This window comes from Mesorhizobium sp. M0848 (assembly GCF_040319805.1).
Taxonomy (GTDB): Bacteria; Pseudomonadota; Alphaproteobacteria; order Rhizobiales; family Rhizobiaceae; genus Mesorhizobium.
In genome coordinates this window covers 141,726-159,841 of record NZ_JAMYOM010000015.1, presented here as the reverse complement: position 1 = coordinate 159,841, position 18,116 = coordinate 141,726, and the positions used below count along the sequence as shown (strand labels likewise).

At 64.8% G+C, this 18,116-nt stretch carries 18 protein-coding genes; 8 read left to right on the top strand and 10 right to left on the bottom strand.

Annotation, left to right across the window (positions count from 1 at the left end; all coding sequences use genetic code 11):
* Positions 1–14: 14 nt before the first annotated feature.
* Positions 15–2,132: an EAL domain-containing protein gene (locus tag NKH95_RS18845; RefSeq protein ID WP_023813861.1), complete on the bottom strand. Its 2,118-nt coding sequence runs from the start codon at positions 2,130–2,132 to the stop codon at positions 15–17.
* A 399-nt stretch (positions 2,133–2,531) separates the two neighbouring features.
* On the opposite strand from NKH95_RS18845, the gene NKH95_RS18840 reads away from it, so the two are divergent.
* The gene (locus tag NKH95_RS18840) at positions 2,532–3,599 is read left to right on the top strand and encodes a phosphatase PAP2 family protein (protein WP_023813862.1); all 1,068 of its coding nucleotides are present in this window, start codon (positions 2,532–2,534) and stop codon (positions 3,597–3,599) included.
* A 143-nt stretch (positions 3,600–3,742) separates the two neighbouring features.
* Here NKH95_RS18840 and NKH95_RS18835 read toward each other — a convergent pair whose 3' ends face one another.
* Positions 3,743–4,243, bottom strand: a complete 501-nt coding sequence (locus tag NKH95_RS18835) for a hypothetical protein (protein ID WP_023813863.1) — start codon at positions 4,241–4,243, stop codon at positions 3,743–3,745.
* Positions 4,244–4,409: 166 nt separating this feature from the next.
* The gene (locus NKH95_RS18830; protein ID WP_352892455.1) at positions 4,410–4,736 is read right to left on the bottom strand and encodes a DUF1330 domain-containing protein; all 327 of its coding nucleotides are present in this window, start codon (positions 4,734–4,736) and stop codon (positions 4,410–4,412) included.
* 177 nt (positions 4,737–4,913) lie between these two features.
* Here NKH95_RS18830 and NKH95_RS18825 point away from each other — a divergent pair, with 177 nt between their 5' ends.
* The 5 genes from NKH95_RS18825 to NKH95_RS18805 all read left to right on the top strand — a co-directional run bounded on the left by NKH95_RS18825 (position 4,914) and on the right by NKH95_RS18805 (position 8,420).
* Positions 4,914–5,606 carry a winged helix-turn-helix transcriptional regulator gene (locus tag NKH95_RS18825; protein ID WP_352554541.1) on the top strand — a complete coding sequence of 231 codons (693 nt, stop codon included), beginning with the start codon at positions 4,914–4,916 and terminating at the stop codon, positions 5,604–5,606.
* Between the two features lie 63 nt (positions 5,607–5,669).
* Positions 5,670–6,782, top strand: coding sequence for a bifunctional DNA-binding transcriptional regulator/O6-methylguanine-DNA methyltransferase Ada (ada, locus tag NKH95_RS18820; protein ID WP_352892476.1), 1,113 nt, complete (start codon positions 5,670–5,672; stop codon positions 6,780–6,782).
* Between the two features lie 12 nt (positions 6,783–6,794).
* Entirely contained in the window at positions 6,795–7,022 is a 228-nt protein-coding gene (locus NKH95_RS18815; protein ID WP_352892453.1) for a hypothetical protein, read from the top strand.
* Between the two features lie 103 nt (positions 7,023–7,125).
* On the top strand, positions 7,126–7,680 hold the full coding sequence (locus tag NKH95_RS18810; RefSeq protein ID WP_352892316.1) for a methylated-DNA--[protein]-cysteine S-methyltransferase: 555 nt from the start codon (positions 7,126–7,128) through the stop codon (positions 7,678–7,680).
* Entirely contained in the window at positions 7,677–8,420 is a 744-nt protein-coding gene (locus NKH95_RS18805; protein ID WP_352892449.1) for a 2OG-Fe(II) oxygenase, read from the top strand. The genes NKH95_RS18810 and NKH95_RS18805 overlap by 4 nt, the downstream gene beginning before the upstream one ends.
* Positions 8,421–8,444: 24 nt before the next feature.
* Here the strand turns inward: NKH95_RS18805 and NKH95_RS18800 are convergent, their stop codons facing one another.
* Positions 8,445–9,044 carry a dihydrofolate reductase family protein gene (locus NKH95_RS18800; protein WP_352892447.1) on the bottom strand — a complete coding sequence of 200 codons (600 nt, stop codon included), beginning with the start codon at positions 9,042–9,044 and terminating at the stop codon, positions 8,445–8,447.
* A gap of 103 nt (positions 9,045–9,147) precedes the next feature.
* On the opposite strand from NKH95_RS18800, the gene NKH95_RS18795 reads away from it, so the two are divergent.
* Positions 9,148–9,564: a winged helix-turn-helix transcriptional regulator gene (locus NKH95_RS18795; RefSeq protein WP_352892311.1), complete on the top strand. Its 417-nt coding sequence runs from the start codon at positions 9,148–9,150 to the stop codon at positions 9,562–9,564.
* A 110-nt stretch (positions 9,565–9,674) separates the two neighbouring features.
* Positions 9,675–10,922 (top strand): DNA polymerase IV, encoded by a 1,248-nt coding sequence (gene dinB / locus NKH95_RS18790; RefSeq protein WP_352892443.1) that lies wholly within the window; start codon positions 9,675–9,677, stop codon positions 10,920–10,922.
* Between the two features lie 18 nt (positions 10,923–10,940).
* Here the strand turns inward: dinB and NKH95_RS18785 are convergent, their stop codons facing one another.
* The 6 genes from NKH95_RS18785 to NKH95_RS18760 all read right to left on the bottom strand — a co-directional run bounded on the left by NKH95_RS18785 (position 10,941) and on the right by NKH95_RS18760 (position 17,885).
* On the bottom strand, positions 10,941–11,969 hold the full coding sequence (locus NKH95_RS18785; protein WP_352892438.1) for a cupin domain-containing protein: 1,029 nt from the start codon (positions 11,967–11,969) through the stop codon (positions 10,941–10,943).
* Positions 11,970–12,108: 139 nt separating this feature from the next.
* Positions 12,109–13,710 (bottom strand): FGGY-family carbohydrate kinase, encoded by a 1,602-nt coding sequence (locus tag NKH95_RS18780; RefSeq protein WP_352798483.1) that lies wholly within the window; start codon positions 13,708–13,710, stop codon positions 12,109–12,111.
* A gap of 167 nt (positions 13,711–13,877) precedes the next feature.
* A complete protein-coding gene (locus tag NKH95_RS18775) occupies positions 13,878–14,606 on the bottom strand; it encodes an SDR family oxidoreductase (RefSeq protein WP_031214035.1) in 729 nt (242 codons plus the stop codon).
* A 22-nt stretch (positions 14,607–14,628) separates the two neighbouring features.
* The gene (locus NKH95_RS18770; protein ID WP_352892436.1) at positions 14,629–15,888 is read right to left on the bottom strand and encodes a sugar ABC transporter permease; all 1,260 of its coding nucleotides are present in this window, start codon (positions 15,886–15,888) and stop codon (positions 14,629–14,631) included.
* Positions 15,885–16,706: an ATP-binding cassette domain-containing protein gene (locus tag NKH95_RS18765; RefSeq protein WP_023814428.1), complete on the bottom strand. Its 822-nt coding sequence runs from the start codon at positions 16,704–16,706 to the stop codon at positions 15,885–15,887. Before NKH95_RS18765 ends, NKH95_RS18770 begins: the two co-directional genes overlap by 4 nt.
* A 90-nt stretch (positions 16,707–16,796) precedes the next feature.
* Positions 16,797–17,885, bottom strand: coding sequence for an ABC transporter substrate-binding protein (locus NKH95_RS18760; RefSeq protein ID WP_127270010.1), 1,089 nt, complete (start codon positions 17,883–17,885; stop codon positions 16,797–16,799).
* Between the last annotated feature and the right edge of the window lie 231 nt (positions 17,886–18,116).

The window sequence follows — 18,116 nt, the reverse complement described above, 5'->3', positions numbered from 1 at the left end:
TCGCCGCACCCGGATCACGATGCCTTGCGGGCCGCCGCTCCCTTGGTCGCACGCACGACAATCCGCTCCAGCGGCTCCGGCCGGTGCAGCAAAAATCCCTGGCCGAAGGCGACGCCCATGTCGCTCAACATGGCCAGCGTGTCCTGCCGTTCGATCTTCTCGCCGACCACGTCACAGCCGAGGCTGCGGGCGATGCTGGTGATGGCCAGCACGATCTCGCGGTCGAAACGGCTTTGCGTGATGTGCTCGATGAAGGAACCGTCGATCTTGATCGCGTCGACGGGGAACCGCCGGAGATATTCGAACGAGCTCATACCAGCGCCGAAATCATCGAGGCTGACCCGGCAGCGCCGCTCGCGCGCCTTGCGCACAAACTGTTCGGCGGCGTCGAAATTGGTGACGGCGGCGGTTTCGGTGATCTCGAAGCCGATGCCCGAATGCGGCGCCCCGGTTTCTTCTATGACGTTGTCCACGAAGTCCCAAAGCTGCGGGTCGCTCAGCGTCTGCGCCGACAGATTGAAGCCAAGCGTCAACGCCCCCGAACGCAAGGCGGCACCATGCCGCGACAGCGCGGTGCGGATGATCCAGCGGTCGAGCCGCGACGCGATGCCGAACCGCTCGGCCACCGGAATGAACTCGCCGGGTGGCACCAGCCGGCCGTTGCGGGCGGCGAGCCTGGCCAACACTTCGACATGGCGGCTTTCCAGCCAGGGACGGCCCAGCCGATGGATTTCCTGGCCAAACAGCTTCAGCCTCCCGTCTTCCATGGCATCGACCGTATCGGCGACGACGCGCGCCGCGTTTAGGCCACCCGAACCCGATGCCGTATCGGTGGAGAAGACGGCAAATCGGTTTCGCCCGGCGGCCTTGGCCGCGTAGCAGGCGTCGTCGGCGCAGGCCAGCGCGTCGGCCACCGTCGTGTTGGCGTCATCGACGAAAGCGATGCCGATCGAGGCCGCCAGCTTGCGCGACTTGGCCGTCGATCCTAGTTCGGCATCGCGAACGGCTGCAAGTACCGCGTCGGCCAGCCGCCCGGCCTGCGCCGTATCGCAATTGGGCATCAGCAGCGCGAACTCGTCACCGCCCAGGCGCGCGGCATGCGCCGTCGAGGGAAGGCAGCCCAGAATGCCTTGGGCAACGCTTTTCAGTGCCAGGTCGCCGGCCGCATGGCCGGCAAAATCATTGAGCGCCTTGAAGTAGTCGAGATCGACATAGAACACGGAGAGCGGCAGCCGCTGCGCGGCCGCGATATGATCGGCCAGCAGCCGGTCGAACGCGGCACGGTTCCAGAGACCGGTGAGCGCATCGTGGCGGGCCGCATAGGCAAGTTCCTGCTCACGCTGCTTGTCTTCGGTGATGTCGCGCACCGTGCCCAGGATCTGCCCCGCCAGCCGGCGGTCCGGGATTTGCGGGTCGGCGATGAAACGCAGCAGGGATTCTATGTGCCGGACCTCTCCGTCGCGTCGGACGATGCGGTATTGCACCGCGGTGACCTTGTCCGTTTCGAGCGGCACCAGATGTGCGCGCGACGCGGCCTCCTTGTCGTCCGGATGCAGATAGCCGAACCAGTGGTCGCGCTCGACTTCGGCGGTGTCGGAGACAAGTCCGAAAATCTCCCTGGTGCGTTCGTCCCAATAGCTTTTGCCGGTGGCGAGGTCGTGGTGCCAGATGCCGGTACCGCTGGCGGCGAGCGCCAGGCGGAAGCGCACATTGACCTGCTCGAGTTCGGCTTCTGCGGCTTTCTGCTTGGAGATGTCGGTCTGCACACCCATCAGCCTGAGCGGCTTTCCCATCGCGTCGCGCTCGACGACGCCGCCGCGATCGAGCACCCACACCCAGTGTCCCTGCTTGTGCTTCAGCCGCAATTCGGTCTCGATGGTGTCGGTCAGGCCGGCAATGTGGCGGTCGCCGCTGGCCAGCGCCCGCTCGCGGTCGTCAGGATGGGTCAGTTGCAGCCACAGGTCGCTGGTGTCGGCAAGTTCGCTCTCATCGTAGCCCAGCATCCGCGCCCAGGTCGCGGAATAGAAGCAGTCGCCGGTCACAAGATCCCAGTCCCAGACGCCAAGATGGGCGCGCTCCAGGGCCTTGGCCCAGAACGTTCCATTGCGACTTTTCTTGCCCTGACGCGCCATCGTCTGCTTCGCCTGCTCCACCGCGGGGCAATCTGCGGCAAAACCAGAGAAGAAACAGTTACCGCGGCGATGGCGGGCTGCTTTGTTGGCTCCCCGCCTGCCGCCTCTGCTCTTCGATTGGCCGGCAAGAACCGGAGTTTCGCATCGGCCGGATCTTCCTAGTCATGGCTCCAGGTCATCGGCCAATCCGATGATCCCGGGATCATCGGCGGCGCCGATGATCGCGTTGCAGAGACAAAGAGGACGGCGCAACGCTTTCGTAAACAGACTCTTTGCCAACAAGCATTCCATCGCTCTAATATTTAGAGATCTATTTGCCCACAAGTGTAACCTGATGGTAATATATCGCCTGCGAAATAATCCAATTATTTTTTTGGACAACTGGCGGGACGTCCTTCGATGAGTGAGCACACAGGTCAGCGCGGCAACAATCGCCGCCCAGCTGCCATCCTTGACCTCGACATCGCGACAACCAGGAGCGGCTGGCTGCTGGTTGCCTTGTGTCTGATCTATGCCATGACCGCTGTTTGCCTGCAGCCGGACCGCTACCTGCATCTGGCGCAATCCTATGCCAAGCCGTTCGCCTTTTTCCTGCCCGCGCTTCTGGCGGCGGGCCTTGGTGTGGCGGGGCTGGCATTTGCCCGGCATACGCCGACGAGGTTCATCCTCGGCGTACTCAGGCACCGCTGGCTTGCAGCCGCACCCGTCATCTTCTTGTTCTTTCTCGGCGTCACCGCATTCACCACCTTGAAGGCCGCCATCCCGGACATGGTGCCGTTCTACGCCGACCGCGCCCTGGCGGACCTCGATCTTCGGCTGCATGGCGCGGATCCCTGGACATGGGCGCACAGCATCGTTTCCGAACCGGTGTCGGTCGCCATTTTCGCCGGCTATGGATATGGCTGGCTTCTGCAATGGTTCGGCGCCGTGCTCTTCGTCGCCTTCTGGAACAATCCGGTCGGGCGTTTGCGCTACCTATGGGCATTCGCGCTGACCACGATGCTGTGCGGCACCGTTCTTGCGACCCTGCTGTCGTCCGCCGGCCCGATATTCCACGACCAAATCTACGGCGGCGACCGGTTTGTCGCGCTGCAGGCCGCCCTGGCGCAGAGGGGCTACGGCGCGTCGGTCCATCTGTACGCCGATTATCTGTTTACAGCCTACCAGAGTGGCCGCCCGGAACTCGGCGGCGGCATCTCGGCCATGCCCAGCATGCATGTTGCGATCGCCACGCTCAACGCATTCTTCCTGGCCCAATTCGGCCGCCGGTGGGCAATCGCCGGCTGGTCCTTCGCGGCCTTCATCCTGTTCGGTTCGGTTTACACCGGCTGGCACTATGCCGTGGATGGCTATCTCTCGATTCTCGTGGTGTCCCTGCTCTGGTACGTGACGGGACGCTTCGTCTTGCCGCAAGCGAGCCGGGATACCGCCGAGGTGGGATTGGCGATCCCGGATCAAGCGGCATAAAGACCGTACCTGCCTGACGCCGCGAGGAGCGCCAGCGGCACGCACCTCCCCGGCTTTTCCTCGCCGAAAGCGGCCGCTGGGCCGGAGCTGCCAACTGTCACGGAGGGCGACCAGGCGGCATTGACGCCGCCTGGCTTCATTGCTTACTGGCTCGGCGCCATCGTGTGTTCGCATGACACTTTCGGGTTCATGTCGGCGAAAATGCCGGTCGGGTTGCCCTTCCAGGCCCAGACATGCAGTTCGTAGAATTCGCCCAGGCCATAGCGGTTGGGCGCGCTGTTGAAATTGAACAGCTGTCCGTCCAGCGACGCCGGCCCCTTCGAGGTGATGTATTCGACCGCCACCAGTTGCAGCGTGCCGTCGGCCATCGGCTCGTACATCACGGCCTCAGGCCGGGCGATATCGATCTTGTCGTCCTTCAGATATCCGCCGTTGACATAGTGGATGCCCATGGCGCCGCCGGTGATGCCGCTGGCGCAGGGAATGGGCGCATAGCCCTCTGATGTAGCGGCCTTGACGTCGAGAAACCGGCTGTTGGCAGCCCGCACCTTGTCAGCCAGCGGATTGGGGACGGACGCAAGCGCGGCCGCTTCCTGATGCGCCTGTGCGAAGCTGGTGCAGACGGCCAGCATGGCCCCGGCCATGACAAGTCTGCAGCGAAAATTTGGCCTGTTGAGAAAGTTCGATATCATCTTCATTCCATTCTTCTTGAAAAAGCACAGCTGGCCGGCCGCCGAAAATACGGAGGCCCGGCAGGCAAGCGCTGTGACTGTTGTTGCTTGGAGATCCCGAAAACGATGCCAGGAATGGTCATCCCTTCGGCAGGTACGGGATCGTTCCGGCCAGATCGGTGTTGTCGATCATCTGGAAACGGCTGTCGCTGCCGCCCTGACGGGCCGAAACGAAGGGCGCATAGGCCGGATCGTTGGTGAAGGCGCGGGCCGCCGCTTCCGAGGGGAACGCCATCAGGGCGATCAGCGTGGTGTCGAGCGGCTTGCCTTCGAGCGTTTTCACATTGCCGCTGCGCGACAGATATCTGCCGCCATGCTTGTGGACGAGGTCATGCACCGATGCTGCGTAGGTCGGCACCCATTGCGGGTCGTTTATCTTGATGTCTGCGATAACGTATGCGGTCATGGATAGTCTCCTGGTTGCGGCGCAAGGGGTGTCCCGTGCACCGGCCAAAGGGCTCGCATGACAGGGCCCTCGCCAACCAGTCCGCGATCTGTACTGGGGTAGTACAGTTTCCGTACTGGCCGGCTCATTCATGAAGGCCTAATATTCGGCCCTGGTTTCGAGGGAGAGGCGCCAATCATGACCCAGCACGGATACAAGCAATTCTGCCCGCTATCGATGGCAGCCGAGGTGCTCTGCACCCGCTGGACGATGGTGCTGTTGCGCGAGCTGGTGGCGGGCTCGACCCGCTTCAACGACCTGCGCCGCGGCGTGCCGAAAATGTCGCCGACCCTTCTGTCGCAACGGCTGAAGGAGCTCGAACTGGCGGGGATCATCGAGCGCAAGGAAGTGCCGGGCGAGAGAGGCATCTTCGAATATCGGCTGACGGAAGCCGGCCGGGATTTGCGTCCCGTCGTCGAGGCGATGGGCTTCTGGGGACAGAAATGGGTCGAGTCCCGGCTGTCGCTGAAAAACCTCGATCCGTCGTTGCTGATGTGGGACATGCGGCGCAATTTGAATCCCTCGCCGCTGCCCGAGGGCCGCACGGTGATACAATTTCTGTATCAGGACCTACCGGCGTCCAAACGGTCGTGGTGGCTGATCGTCGAGAAGCACGGCGAGGTCGATCTGTGCTGGTACGATCCGGGCTTCGACGTCGACCTTTACGTCTCGACCGATCTGCACACCATGACGGCGATCTGGATGGGACTGCTGACCGTCGAGAAGGCCGGCGCCAAGGTTGCCCTGACCGGCGACCAGGCCATTGGCAGGAAGATGCAGACCTGGCTCGGGCTCAGCCCGTTCGCGGTGGAGCCCAAACGCGCGGCTTAGGAGAGTGGGGCTCTTGGCAGGAAACGGGTGGCGAGGCCGGCTTTTGGCGGCTTCAATGCGGCCATGTTCGTCACCCTGGCCAAGAATCTCAAATCCGCGCCGCCGCAAATCGCCGACGATCCGCGCTGGGCGCGTATCGTTGCGCGCGACAAGTCGGCCGACGGCGCATTCTGGTATTCGGTGGCGACGACCGGCGTCTATTGCCGGCCTTCCTGCCCGTCGCGGCGCGCCAATCCGAAAAATGTGCAACTGCACGGCACGCTCGATCAGGCCAGGACAACCGGCTTTCGCCCGTGCCGGCGCTGCAACCCGGATGGCCCATCGCTCGAGGCCGGTAATGCCGCGATGGTCGCCGATGCCTGCCGCAGGATCGAGCAGAGCGAGGAAGAACCGTCGCTCGCTGAGCTGGCTGATGCCGCCGGCCGTAGCGCCGGTTATTTCCATCGTATCTTCAAGGCGGCCACCGGGCTGACACCGAAGGACTATGCCGCCGCGCACCGCGCCGCCCGGGTCCGCCAGGGCCTGGAAGACGGCGCCAGCGTGACGACGGCGATCTACGATGCCGGTTTCAATTCAAGCGGACGTTTTTACGAGAAATCCACCGGCATGCTCGGCATGACGCCAACGCGCTATCGCGCCGGCGGCGCTGATGAAGAGATCCGCTTCGCCGTCGGCGAGACTTCGCTCGGCGCCATCCTGGTCGCGTCCAGTCAAAAGGGCGTCGCCTCGATCCTGCTCGGCGACGATCCTGACGCGCTGGTGCGCAACCTGCAGGACCGTTTCCCCAGGGCACGGCTGATCGGCGGCGACAGCGACTACGAAGCACTGGTCGTCCGCGTCGTCGGCTTCGTCGAGGCTCCGGCGCTCGGTCTCGATTTGCCGCTCGACGTGCGCGGCACCGCCTTCCAGCAGCGTGTCTGGCAGGCTTTACAAGACATCCCCGTCGGCCGCACGGTTTCCTATGCCGAGATCGCGCAGCGCATCGGCGCGCCGAAGGCAACCCGCGCCATCGCCGCCGCCTGCGCCGCCAACAGCCTTGCCGTCGCCATTCCCTGCCACCGCGTGATCCGCAGGGATGGCGCCCTGTCCGGCTACGCCTGGGGCGCTGAGCGCAAACGCGCACTGCTGGAGCGTGAGGCGGCGTCCGACAATGCCAACCGGTCAATGCGGGCCTGACGAGGACCGGCAATGCGCGCGATGGCAAGGTCTCCCACCACCGATGCGACCAGCCGGACCCAAGCTGCCGGCGGCCGGCGCGCCGAAGGCTCGAAGTTACTGGTGATGGCGGCCATTGGCGAGATGGTCGATCACGGCAGAGCCGAATGGAGCCGCACCGCGGCCGGCGAGATCGAGCTGCGGTTGTTGACGGGTGAGGTGTTTTTGCTCGGCGAGGTCGCTGTTACTCGTGTCGCGTAGAACGGTTCACCTACCTTCGAAATTCGAATTTGAAAGCAAGCACCGGAGTGAGCGCGAGAAGCCGTCCCTATAGGGTTCACGCACAGACAAAGGAGTAAACGCAATGAACCTCATGCAAACCCAAATGGCGCCGCCGGCGAGCGTCCCCAATGCCTTCGACACCATAAGCTACGCCATCGGTGAATCCGCAATCGGCGACGTCCTGGCAGCGCGCAGCCAGATCGGCGTCTGCGCCATCCTGATCGGCTCGGACGCCGACGCGCTGGAGCGGGACCTTGGCCATTGCTTCCCCGACAAGATACTGGCCGAGGACGAGGCCGCACTGCGCGACGATCTCGCGACAATCGCGCGCTTCATCCAAATGCCCGGCGTCGGCCTCGACCTGCCGCTCGACATGCGCCACGGCACGCCATTCCAGCAACAGGTTTGGGATGTGCTGCGCAGCATCCCGTGCGGCGCCACCATCACCTACACCGCGGTCGCCCGGCGTCTCGGCCAGCCGAACGGCGCCCGCGCCGTGGCGACGGCCTGTGCGGCCAACGCAATCGCGCTGGGCATTCCCTGCCACCGTGTCGTCCGCGCCGACGGCTCACTGGCCGGTTACCGCTGGGGTGTCGAACGCAAACGCGCCCTGCTCGACAAGGAGGCTACGATATGAATGCCCATGCCAAAATTGCCAGATCGGTGATCGAAGCCGCCGAGACGCGCATCGCCGATTACGACTGGCCCGCCCTTGCTGCCGAACTCGACGGCTTCGGCTGCGCGGTGATCGAGAAATTGCTCTCGCCCGAAGAATGCCGGCAGATCGCCGGCCTCTATCCCAACGAAGAGCATTTCCGCAGCCACATTCATATGGCCAGGCATGGCTTCGGCAAGGGCGAGTACCGCTATTTCCGCTATCCCTTGCCCGACCTCCTGGGTGGCCTGCGCAGCGCGCTCTATCCCAGGCTGGCCGAGGTCGCCAATCGGTGGAACGAGCGCATGGGGCAGGCCATGCGTTATCCCGCGACGCATGCCGCGTTTCTCGATCAGTGCCATGCCGCCGGCCAGACACGGCCGACGCCGCTGCTGCTGCAATATGTGCCTGGCGACTTCAACTGCCTGCACCAGGATCTCTATGGCGACCTCGCCTTTCCGCTGCAGGTGGCGATCCTGCTCTCCGAACCGGGCCAGGATTTCAGCGGCGGCGAGTTCGCGCTGACCGAGCAGCGCCCGCGCATGCAGAGCCGGGTCGAAGTGGTGCCGCTGCGCCAGGGCGACGCCGTTGTCTTCGCCGTCCACAACCGGCCGGTGCAGGGCACCAAAGGCAACTACCGGGTCAACCTGCGCCATGGCGTCAGCCGGCTGCGCTCAGGCATGCGCCACACGGTCGGGATCATTTTTCACGATGCGAAGTGAGCAGGGAGAAGATGGAGGTCCCCCTCACCGCGCCGGCGCATAGCGGCTGACCACCATGCCACAGGCATAGGCCTTCGAGCCGAGCAGCCGCAGGTTCCTAAAACCGCCCTGATCAAAAATCCGGCGGCCCGCTCCCAGCACCGCCGGGTTGATGAAAAGCTGGAACTCGTCGACCAGCCCGGCCGCAATCAGCGCCGACGCGAAACCGGCGCCGCCGAACACCGCCACGTCGCCGCCCTCGCCCGCTTTCAGCGCATTGACTTCGCGCGGCAGGTCGCCGCTGGCCACACTGGTGCGCTCCCAAGCCGGCTCCGAGGCCGATTGCTTGAGCTTTTTGCTGAGCACCACCTTGCGGGAGTCGACGATGCGCTGCGCAAAGGCGTAGAACGGATCGCGCGGAAACTTCTTCGCCGCATTGCCCCAATGGGTGAGATAGCCCTCCTGTGCCATCTTGCGGCTGAGCAGGATGGTATCGACGCCTGCGAAGACGGCGTTGAAGTCCTGCTTCAGCGCACCGTCCCAGGCGCTCTCGTCACCCCACTCCCAGAGCTGCCAGGAATGGTCCTCATTGGCGCCGACAAAGCCGTCGACCGACATCTGCATCTGCAGGACCAGCTTTTTCACCGTCATTCTCCTCATGGCCATCGCAATACAGTTTACATTTGGAACCGTTGACGCAAGGCCAAAACGATGTCAATAGTAAAGTGATTTAAAAATGGAACCATAGATGTCGACGCGCGAAAAATCCGGCTGCCCGATCAACTTGTCGCTCGAACTGATCGGCGACCGCTGGACGCTGCTCATCATCCGCGACATGGCCTTCGCCGGCAAAAGGCACTTTCGCGAATTCCTGCAATCCGACGAAGGCATCTCCTCGCGCACGCTGGCCGAGCGACTGCAAACGCTCCAGAAGGAAGGCATCCTCACCAGAAGCGACGACCCGACGCATGGCTTGAGAACGGTCTACCGGCTGACCGAGGCAGGCATCGACCTCTTGCCGGTGCTGGCGACGCTCGGCGCCTGGGGCAGCAAGCACCGCAAGGCCGACGATAAGCTGGCCAGGATTGCCGACGAACTGGCGGCAGGCGGCGAAGCGGCGCTGGAAAGGATGAAAGCGGCGCTGCGAGCGGAGCATATTGTCTAGGCGGTTGCGTTCAGGCCGAACCGGCATGGCTGTTGCGCCCTTCGCTTGACAACGATCCACCTTTGTTCTTTATTTGTTCCAACCTATCAGCAACTGCGGATGTGCGGTCGATGGAAACGACAGCCACCATCCTGCATGCCGATCTCGACGCTTTCTACGCCTCGGTCGAGCAGTTGCTCGATCCGTCGCTGCGCGGCAAGCCGATCGCGGTGGGCGGCGGCGTCGTGCTCGCCGCTTCCTATGAGGCGCGCGCCTTCGGCGTGCGTGGCGGCATGCCAGGACGCAAGGCGCGCGAACTCTGCCCGCATTTGATCTTCGTCGGCGGCAATTTCAGCCATTACCAGCGGCTGGGCGACGCGGCGATCAAGGTGCTCGACGATTTTACCCCGGTGGTCGAGCGCATCTCCATCGACGAGGCCTTTGCCGATGTCGCCGGCTGCACGCATCTGTTCGGCTCCCCACAGGAGATCGCCACGACGATCCGCAGCCGGGTACGCGCCGAACTCGGCCTGCCGATCTCGATCGGCGTGGCGCGCACCAAGCATCTGGCCAAGATCGCCTCGCAGGTCGCCAAGCCCGACGGGCTGGTGGTGGTCGACCCCGGTAGCGAACTCGCCTTCCTGCACGATCTGCCGGTGGGGCTGATGTGGGGCGTCGGCCCGGCGACCAAAGCGCGGCTGGCGGAAATCGGCATCGAGACCATCGGAGAGCTGGCGAGGACACATCGCGGCGCGCTGACGCGGCTGCTCGGTCCGGCCGCCGGCGAAAAGCTGGCCGCATTGTCCTGGAACCGTGACCCGCGCAAACTGGAGACGAAGCGCCGCGCGCATTCCGCCGGCGCACAATCGGCACTCGGAGAGAAGCCTGCCGTAGCACGGGTCATCGTGCCCACTCTGCTGCATCTGGCCGACCGCGTCGCGAGCCGCCTGCGCGCCAAGGCACGGCCCGGCCGCACGGTGACCGTGCGTGTGCGCTTTGCCGATCTCAGCGCAGTCACACGATCGATCACGCTTGACCAGCCGATCTCGGCGACAACCATCCTGGCCGAGATCGCCGGCGACCTGGTGCGCGGCGTGCTCGCCGACCACCCGCATGACAAAACGATCTCGCTGCTGGCGATCTCGGTCTCGCACCTCGAGGAAAGCTTCGAGCTGCAACTCGAACTGCCGCTCGGCCTCGCCGACGAGAAACGCCGGCCCGGCACCAGGAAAGGCCTGGCACGCTTCGACGCCGACCGCGCCATCGACAAGATCCGCGAACGCTTCGGCAAACAGGCGGTCGGCTACGGCACGGTGGCACTGGAAGCGGCGCGCTCGGTGCCCGACGAATTCAGGAAGCTGGCGGAGAAGGAACTGTGAACCCGGGACCGCCGGGCGCTATTTCGTCTCCTCGCCATCCCAATACCGCCTAACCCCGGCCATATCGAAAATGCCGTCGCGCCGGCGCAAGGCGTCGACCGCCATCTTGTTGGAATCGGGATAGACGCAGACCTCGTTGGGGTTTTTCTCGCCGATCATCAGATAGCGGCACGGTCCCGTACCGCTGTTGAGGAAGGAATGTCCAACCGCCAGGCCGGCCGGAAAGCAGACATAGTCGCCGGCTTTCATCTCATAGCGCTCCTCGCCAAGCAGCAGCGTCACTTGCCCTTCCAGGATCAGCGCATGCTCTTCTTCCAGCATATGGTAGTGCCTGGGCGCCAGGCGCATGCCGGGGGCCGGTGCCTCGATCAGCACGCCGACATGGTAGTCGGGCCGTCCCAAGGCGGCATAGGTGAGGTGTTTGGACTGACCACCGAACCGCGCCCCCTCGCCTTCCTGTTTCCACTCGACAGCGTCGCTGGCGACCGGCGGGATCGGAATGGCTGCTGCCTTGGTGACACCGGCCGTCACATCCGACGGCAACGGATCGCCGGCGGCGAGGCCGGTGCTCTCACCGTCCCAGTAGGTTCGAGTTGCCGCGAGATCGAAGATCGCACGGCTGCCCAAGGCGCGCACCAGCACCTTGTTGGAGGCGGTGTAGACGACAACGTCGTTCGGGTTGCGCTCGCCGACGATGACGTAGCGGCAGGGTGCGTCGCTGGTGTTGATGAGGCAATGCCCTGCCGCCGCCCCGGCCGGAAAGCAGATGTAGTCGCCGGCCTTCATGACATAGGCGGCATTGCCGACATGCGCGGTGAGCGTCCCCTCGAGGATGAAGACATGCTCCTCCTCGAAAATGTGGTAGTGCGCCGGCGAGGTCTGCTTGCCCGCCGGCAACTCCTCGATCGCCACGCCGACATGATAGGTTTCGCCAAGCGCGGCCAGCGACAAATGCCGGTAGCGCACGCCGAAGCGCGGCACATCGGACCATTCCGTCCACGGCACACTGTCCGATGCGAATGGCGCTGGCGATTTGTCGTCTGCCATCGGGCCTCCTGCTCCTGTCGCCCTGCCCTCTTCGCAAGCCGCAGGAGGGTCCACGACAGAACAAAGCTGCCAGCTTCCGGCATCATCGCCAAGCGGTGTTCGCCACGCTCCTGACAGAGCCCGACAGGAGCCGCTCGCTTCAGCCTCGGATGGCCTTGCCCGCCTGCTGCAGCAGCTCGAACGCAGCAAAGCGCTTGGCGTGCCAGCCGGCCAAGGTAGCGTCGGGATGATAGACTTCGCCGAGTTCCGACATGCCGGCCATCGCCGCCGTCAGATCCTTGTAAGCACCGGCGGCGACCGCGCCCAGCATCGCCGAGCCGAGCAGCACCGGCTCCGGCGAGGTCGACGCCACCACCACCATGCCGGTCGTGTCGGCAAGCAGCTGGCGCACCAACGGACTTTGCCCGGCGCCGCCACTGACGACGATGGTGTCGACGGCAATGCCTTTGTCATGCTCGGCCCGCACGATCTGGCGCGCGCCGTAGCCCAGCCCGCAGACCCCGGCGACATAGAGCCCGACCAGGCTGTCGAGGCTGGTGTCAAGATCGAGCCCGGCAATCAGCGCGCGTGCGTCCGGGTCGGCGAAAGGCGCGCGGTTGCCAAGGAATTCCGGCACGACATGGATGCCGCCGACCAAGGCCGGCGTCGCCGCTGCCCCGTTGCGGCTCTGCGCCTGCAGCGACAGCCAGGCGCTGAGGCTGAGCCCCTCGGCCTGCGCCTTGGCGGTCGCTTCGCCGGCCGCCGGATGCATGCGCACCAGATGGTCGATGGCCGCACCCGCCGCAGATTGGCCGCCCTCGTTCAGCCACAGGCCCGGCACCATGGCCGAGAAATACGGACCCCAGACGCCGTCGACGAAGGCCGGCTCGGCGGTCGACGACATGGTGCAGGCCGAGGTGCCGAAGACATAGGCCATGCGCGACAGAACGCTGCCGAACGCGCCGCGCGCGCCGACCGTGCCGACACCGCCGGCATGCGCGTCGATCAGCCCCGCCGCCACGGCCGTGCCGGGGCGCAGGCCAAGGTCCGCAGCCGCCTGCGCGGTCAGCCCGCCGCCAAGTGCGGCACCCGCCGGCACGATCTGCGTGCCGATGCGCGCGAACCCCTCGTCGGCCAGGCTCCCTAGTCCGATGGTGCGGAAATAGGCCTCGTCCCAGCGGCTTTCATGCGCGAGGTATGTCCATTTGCAAGTCACCGTGCAGACCGAGCGGGCAAGGCTGCCGGTCGCGCGCCAGGTGAGGAAATCGGCGAGGTCCATGAACTGCCAGGCGGCGTTGAACGTGTCGGGCAGGTTTTCCGCTAGCCAAAAGAGTTTCGGCGTTTCCATTTCCGGCGAGATGACGCCGCCGACATAGTTCAGCACCGCCTCGCCACTGCGGTTGATGCGGCGCGTCTGCTCGACCGCGCGGTGATCCATCCAGACGATGATGTTGCGTTCCGAATTGCCGGACTTGCTTACCGGCAGCGGCACGCCGCCCTCGCCCAGCACCACCAGCGAACAAGTGGCGTCGAACCCGATGCCGGCGATGGCCTCAGCTGCCACGCCCGATTGAGCGACCGCTTCCCGCGTGGCCGCGCACACCGCCCGCCAGATGTCGTTGCTCGACTGCTCGACAATGTCGCCGGCCTCGCGCCAGACCTCGATGTCCCGCTTGGCCGAGGCGAGCAAGGTGCCGGTGTGGTCGAACACCCCGGCCCGCGCGCTGCCGGTGCCGACATCGATGCCGAGATAATGGGGCATGAGGAACCTCCGGTTCAGGGAATAGGGGATAGGCAGTAGGCAGTAGGCAGTAAGCGATTAGTTAGTAGGATAGGACGCGCGAAGCACTTTTGAGCGGGGCCTGTAAGACTGTGTCTACATCTTCCTATTGCCTATTGCCTATTGCCTATTCCCCATTCCCTACTGCCTCACAAATCATTGCTCTGCGGCAAAATCACCAAATCCCGGATCGTCACGTTGCGCGGGCGGGTCAGCATGAACATCACCGCTTCGGCCACTTCGCGCGGCTGCATCAGGCCGCCGGCGGCGAGTTCCTCTTCGAGCTTGGCCTTCGGCCAGTCGTCGACCAGCGCCGTCACCACCGGACCCGGCGCCACCGCACCGACGCGCAGGCCGTGCTTGGCGACCTGGCGGCGCACCGTGTGGACGAAGGCCTGCACCGCGTGCTTGGAAGCCGTGTAGATCGGCTCCCAGACCACCGGGACCAGACCGGCGATCGAACTGGTGACGATGATGTCGCCGGTCTTGCGTTCGATCATGTGCGGCAGCACCGCCTGGATCGAGCGGAAGCAGGCATTGATGTTGAGGTTGAGCATCCGGTCCCAGGCGTCGGGATCGCCGGTCGCTACCTCGCCGCCGACATAGGCGCCGGCATTGGCATGGAAGATGTCGAGCTGGCCGGCTTTCTCCAGAATCTGCGGCATCATGGTGGCGACGCTTGCCGGCTGCATCAGGTCGATCACCAACGGGATCGCCTTCGAACCGAGCTCGGCGCACAGTTTGTTCAGCGTCGCCTCGGCACGGTCGACCAGCACCACTGTGGCGCCGGCCGCCAGCATGTGCCTGGCGCATTCGAGGCCGATGCCTGATGCCGCGCCGGTGACGGCGGCAACTTTTCCGGACAGTTCTTCGCTCATGTCTTGCTTCCTGTTGATGGGTTCAGGCCCGGCCATGCGAGACACGCGAGCGGCGTGCCAGCGAGTCGACGATGACCGCGATGGCAAGCACGGCGCCGGTGATCATGTACCGAAGCGACGAGGACAGATCGAGCAGCGTCAGGCCGCTGGCGATCGACTGGATGACGATGATGCCGAGCAGTGCCGAATAGGCGCTGCCGCGGCCGCCGAACAGGCTGGTGCCGCCGATGACGGCCGCCGCGATGGCGTTGAGATTGACGTCGCCGGTGCCGGCCTGCTGACTGGCCGATGCAAGGCGGGCCGCCGACAGCACACCGCCGAAAGCCGCCAGCATCGAGCACAGCACGAAGGCACTGGAATAGATCAGCCGCACATTGATGCCGGCGCGCCGCGCCGCCTCGCGGTTGCCGCCAACCGCCGACATCGAGCGGCCCCATTTCGTCCGCGTCAGCGCGTAGTGCATTGATATGACCAGGCCGACGAACAGACCGAACATCCACGGAATGCCGCGCGCCTGGTTGAGATAGAAGACGATGAGTTCGAGAATGACCGTGATCACCACCGCGCGCGTGACAAGCCCGCCCGTCGACGGCGCCGACAAATTGGCGGCATGGCGGCGCGCAACGGTGCGCAGGCCGGTGACCAGCATGACGATGCCGGGCACGGCCGCCAGAGCGAACGAGACGAACTTCGGCATCATCAGCAACTGGCCGAAATTCACCAGGTTCGAGCCGTAGGGAAGATTGATCGAGCCGGTCGAGCCGAGGATGTAGAGCTGCAGGCCAAGCACTGCCAGCAGGCCAGCCAGCGTCGAGACGAAGCTCGGCATGCCGAGCCGGTTGAACAGCAGCGCATAGAGTGCGCCGATGAAGCCGCCAACGGCGACAGCGGCAATAATGGCGAGCGCCACCGGCCAGCCCTGGTTGACCCACAGCGTGCCGACCATCGCCGAGGCAAAGCCGCTGATCGAGCCTACCGACAGGTCGATCTCGCCGACCATCAAAACGCAGACGATGCCGAGCGCGATGACGCCGACGGTGGAGCAATCGAACAGCAGATTGACCAAATTGCTGCTCGACAGGAAGATCGGGTTGATGCTGGCGAACACCGTCCAGATGATGACCAGCCCGACGATCACCGGCAGCGAGCCGAGATCGCCGGAGCGGACCCGATCGAAGAACCTGCGGATGGCGCCGCCGATTCCCGCCTCATGCTTGACGCGCACATCGGCGCGGTCGAGCTGCGGCGGCACGGAGGCGGCCTGTTCGGCTTCACGGCTCATGGGCGTGGCTCCTGGGTTTGCTCGTGCCTGGCCTGTCTGCGCTCGGCGCGCCGCGACACCGAATTGTTCGACGCGCCGGTGATGGCGCTGACCAGTTCCTGGTTCGAGGCGTCGGGCGAGAAGATGCCGTTGTTTCGGCCAAGCCGCAGCACGACGATGCGGTCGGCGACGGCGCGCACGTCTTCCATATTGTGGCTGATGATGACGACGCCGAGGCCGCGGTCGCGCACGCGCTCGATCAGGTTGAGCACTTCCGCCGTCTGTGCCACGCCAAGTGCGGCCGTCGGCTCGTCGAGCAGGATGAGCTTGGGTTCGAGCAGCAGCGAGCGGGCGATCGCCACCGTCTGGCGCTGGCCGCCCGACAGCGAAGCGACCACTTCGCGAACGCTTGGGATGCGCGCCGATAGCTCGTTGAGCAGCGTCCAGGCGCGCACCTCCATCGCCACCTCGTCCAGGCGCAGCGGGCTGAGCTCACGGCCGAGGAAGATGTTGGCGACGATGTCGAGGTTTTCGCACAGCGCCAAATCCTGGAACACGGTGGCGATGCCGAGCGTCAAAGCCGCGCTTGGATCTGCAAGCGTCACCTGCTTGCCGCGATAATTAATGGTGCCCGAACTCGGCTGATGCACGCCGGCCAGGATCTTGACCAGCGTCGACTTGCCGGCGCCATTGTCGCCGACCAGCGCCACCACCTCGCCGGCATGGACATCGAGATCGATGTCGGTGAGCGCCGACACGGCGCCGAAATTCTTCGAAACGCCACGCAGGCTGAGCACCAGCTCGCCTGCCGGAACCGGTTCGTCCGCGGTATCGATCATGCCTGGAAGCCTTTCAAAACCGGTTCATGGATTGAGCGCTGTCTGGCCACCGCGTGGGCGGCCAGACAGCGGAGCGGGCAAGGGTCGCGGTCAGTTCCCGATGCCCAGCTTCTTGCAGCCCTCCGCGTAACGATCGACGCAGAGCTCGGCCGCGGTGTTGATCTTCTTGTCGATGATCTCGGCCTTCAGGTTTTCCTGCGTCACCACGGCCGGCGTGAACAGCTGCGAGGGCGTGTCGTACAGCGTCATCTCGGCCTTCGGCGTTTCGCCCGAAAGCAGCTTGATGGCGATGTTGGCGGCGGCCGCCGCCACGATCTCGCTCGGCTTGGAGATGGTGTTGTACTGGTCGCCGGCGATGATCAGCTGCAGTGCCGCGATCGTCGCGTCATTGCCGGTCACCGGCGGCACCGGATCGACGCCGGCCGCCTTGAAGGCGGCGATGGCGCCGCCACCGGTGCCGTCATTGGCGGCGACGACGCCGAGGATTTTTGGTCCGAAGCGGGTGATCTGGCCTCCGGCCCATTGCTGCGCCTTCGGCGGCGCCCATTCCGGCGTGTCGTATTCGGCCAGGATCTTGTAGCCGCTGTTGTCGAGGCCGGCATGGATGCCCTTCTTGATCAGGCCGGCCGCCGCGTCGGTCGGCGAGCCGTTGATCTGCAGCACGCCGCCGCTGGCCGGATCGACCTTCAGCGCCTTCAGGTGCTCGACCAGCGAATCGGCGATGGCCTTGCCGATGCCTTCATTGTTGAACGACACATAGAAATCGGCCGGCGCGGTCGGGATCGGCCGGTCATAGGCGATGACCTTGATGCCCTGGCTCTGCGCCAGCTTGACCAGCGAGGCGGCGGCGGTCGAGTCGACCGGGTCGAGCACGATCGCCTTGGCGCCCTGCGAGATCACCGAGTTGAACTGCTGCTGCTGGCGCGAGGCGTCGGCATCGGCATTCTGGTAGAGCACCTTGCAGCCCGGGCACAGCTTCTTCATCTCGGCAGCGAAGCCGGGATAATCATGCTGCTCGTAGCGGGTCGAGGCCTGGTCGGGCATCAGGAAGGCGACGGTGGCGTCGGTAACTTCGGCGGCCCTGGCGATCGCGGCGGTGCCGGCCAGCAGCGACAGCGCAAGGGCTGCCACGCCGGCGGACTTGCCAGCAGACTTCAATGAAGATGAAAGTTTGGTCATTCGGTCTTCTCCGTTTCTGATATGGTTGTAAGAAGGTCGTTGACTGCTTTGGTCTGAAGACACCCATCCGCCCTCGCCCAAACTGCATTGGGAACCGGGACCCGGCGCCGGCCTTTCGAGCCGCGCCGACAACCTCCGCCTACGGAGGAATTCGAGACAAGCGTTCTCTATCGCGAACCGCTCCACGCGGCTCACGTCGTCATGCAAAAGAAAAATCCTCCCTTGGTTCCT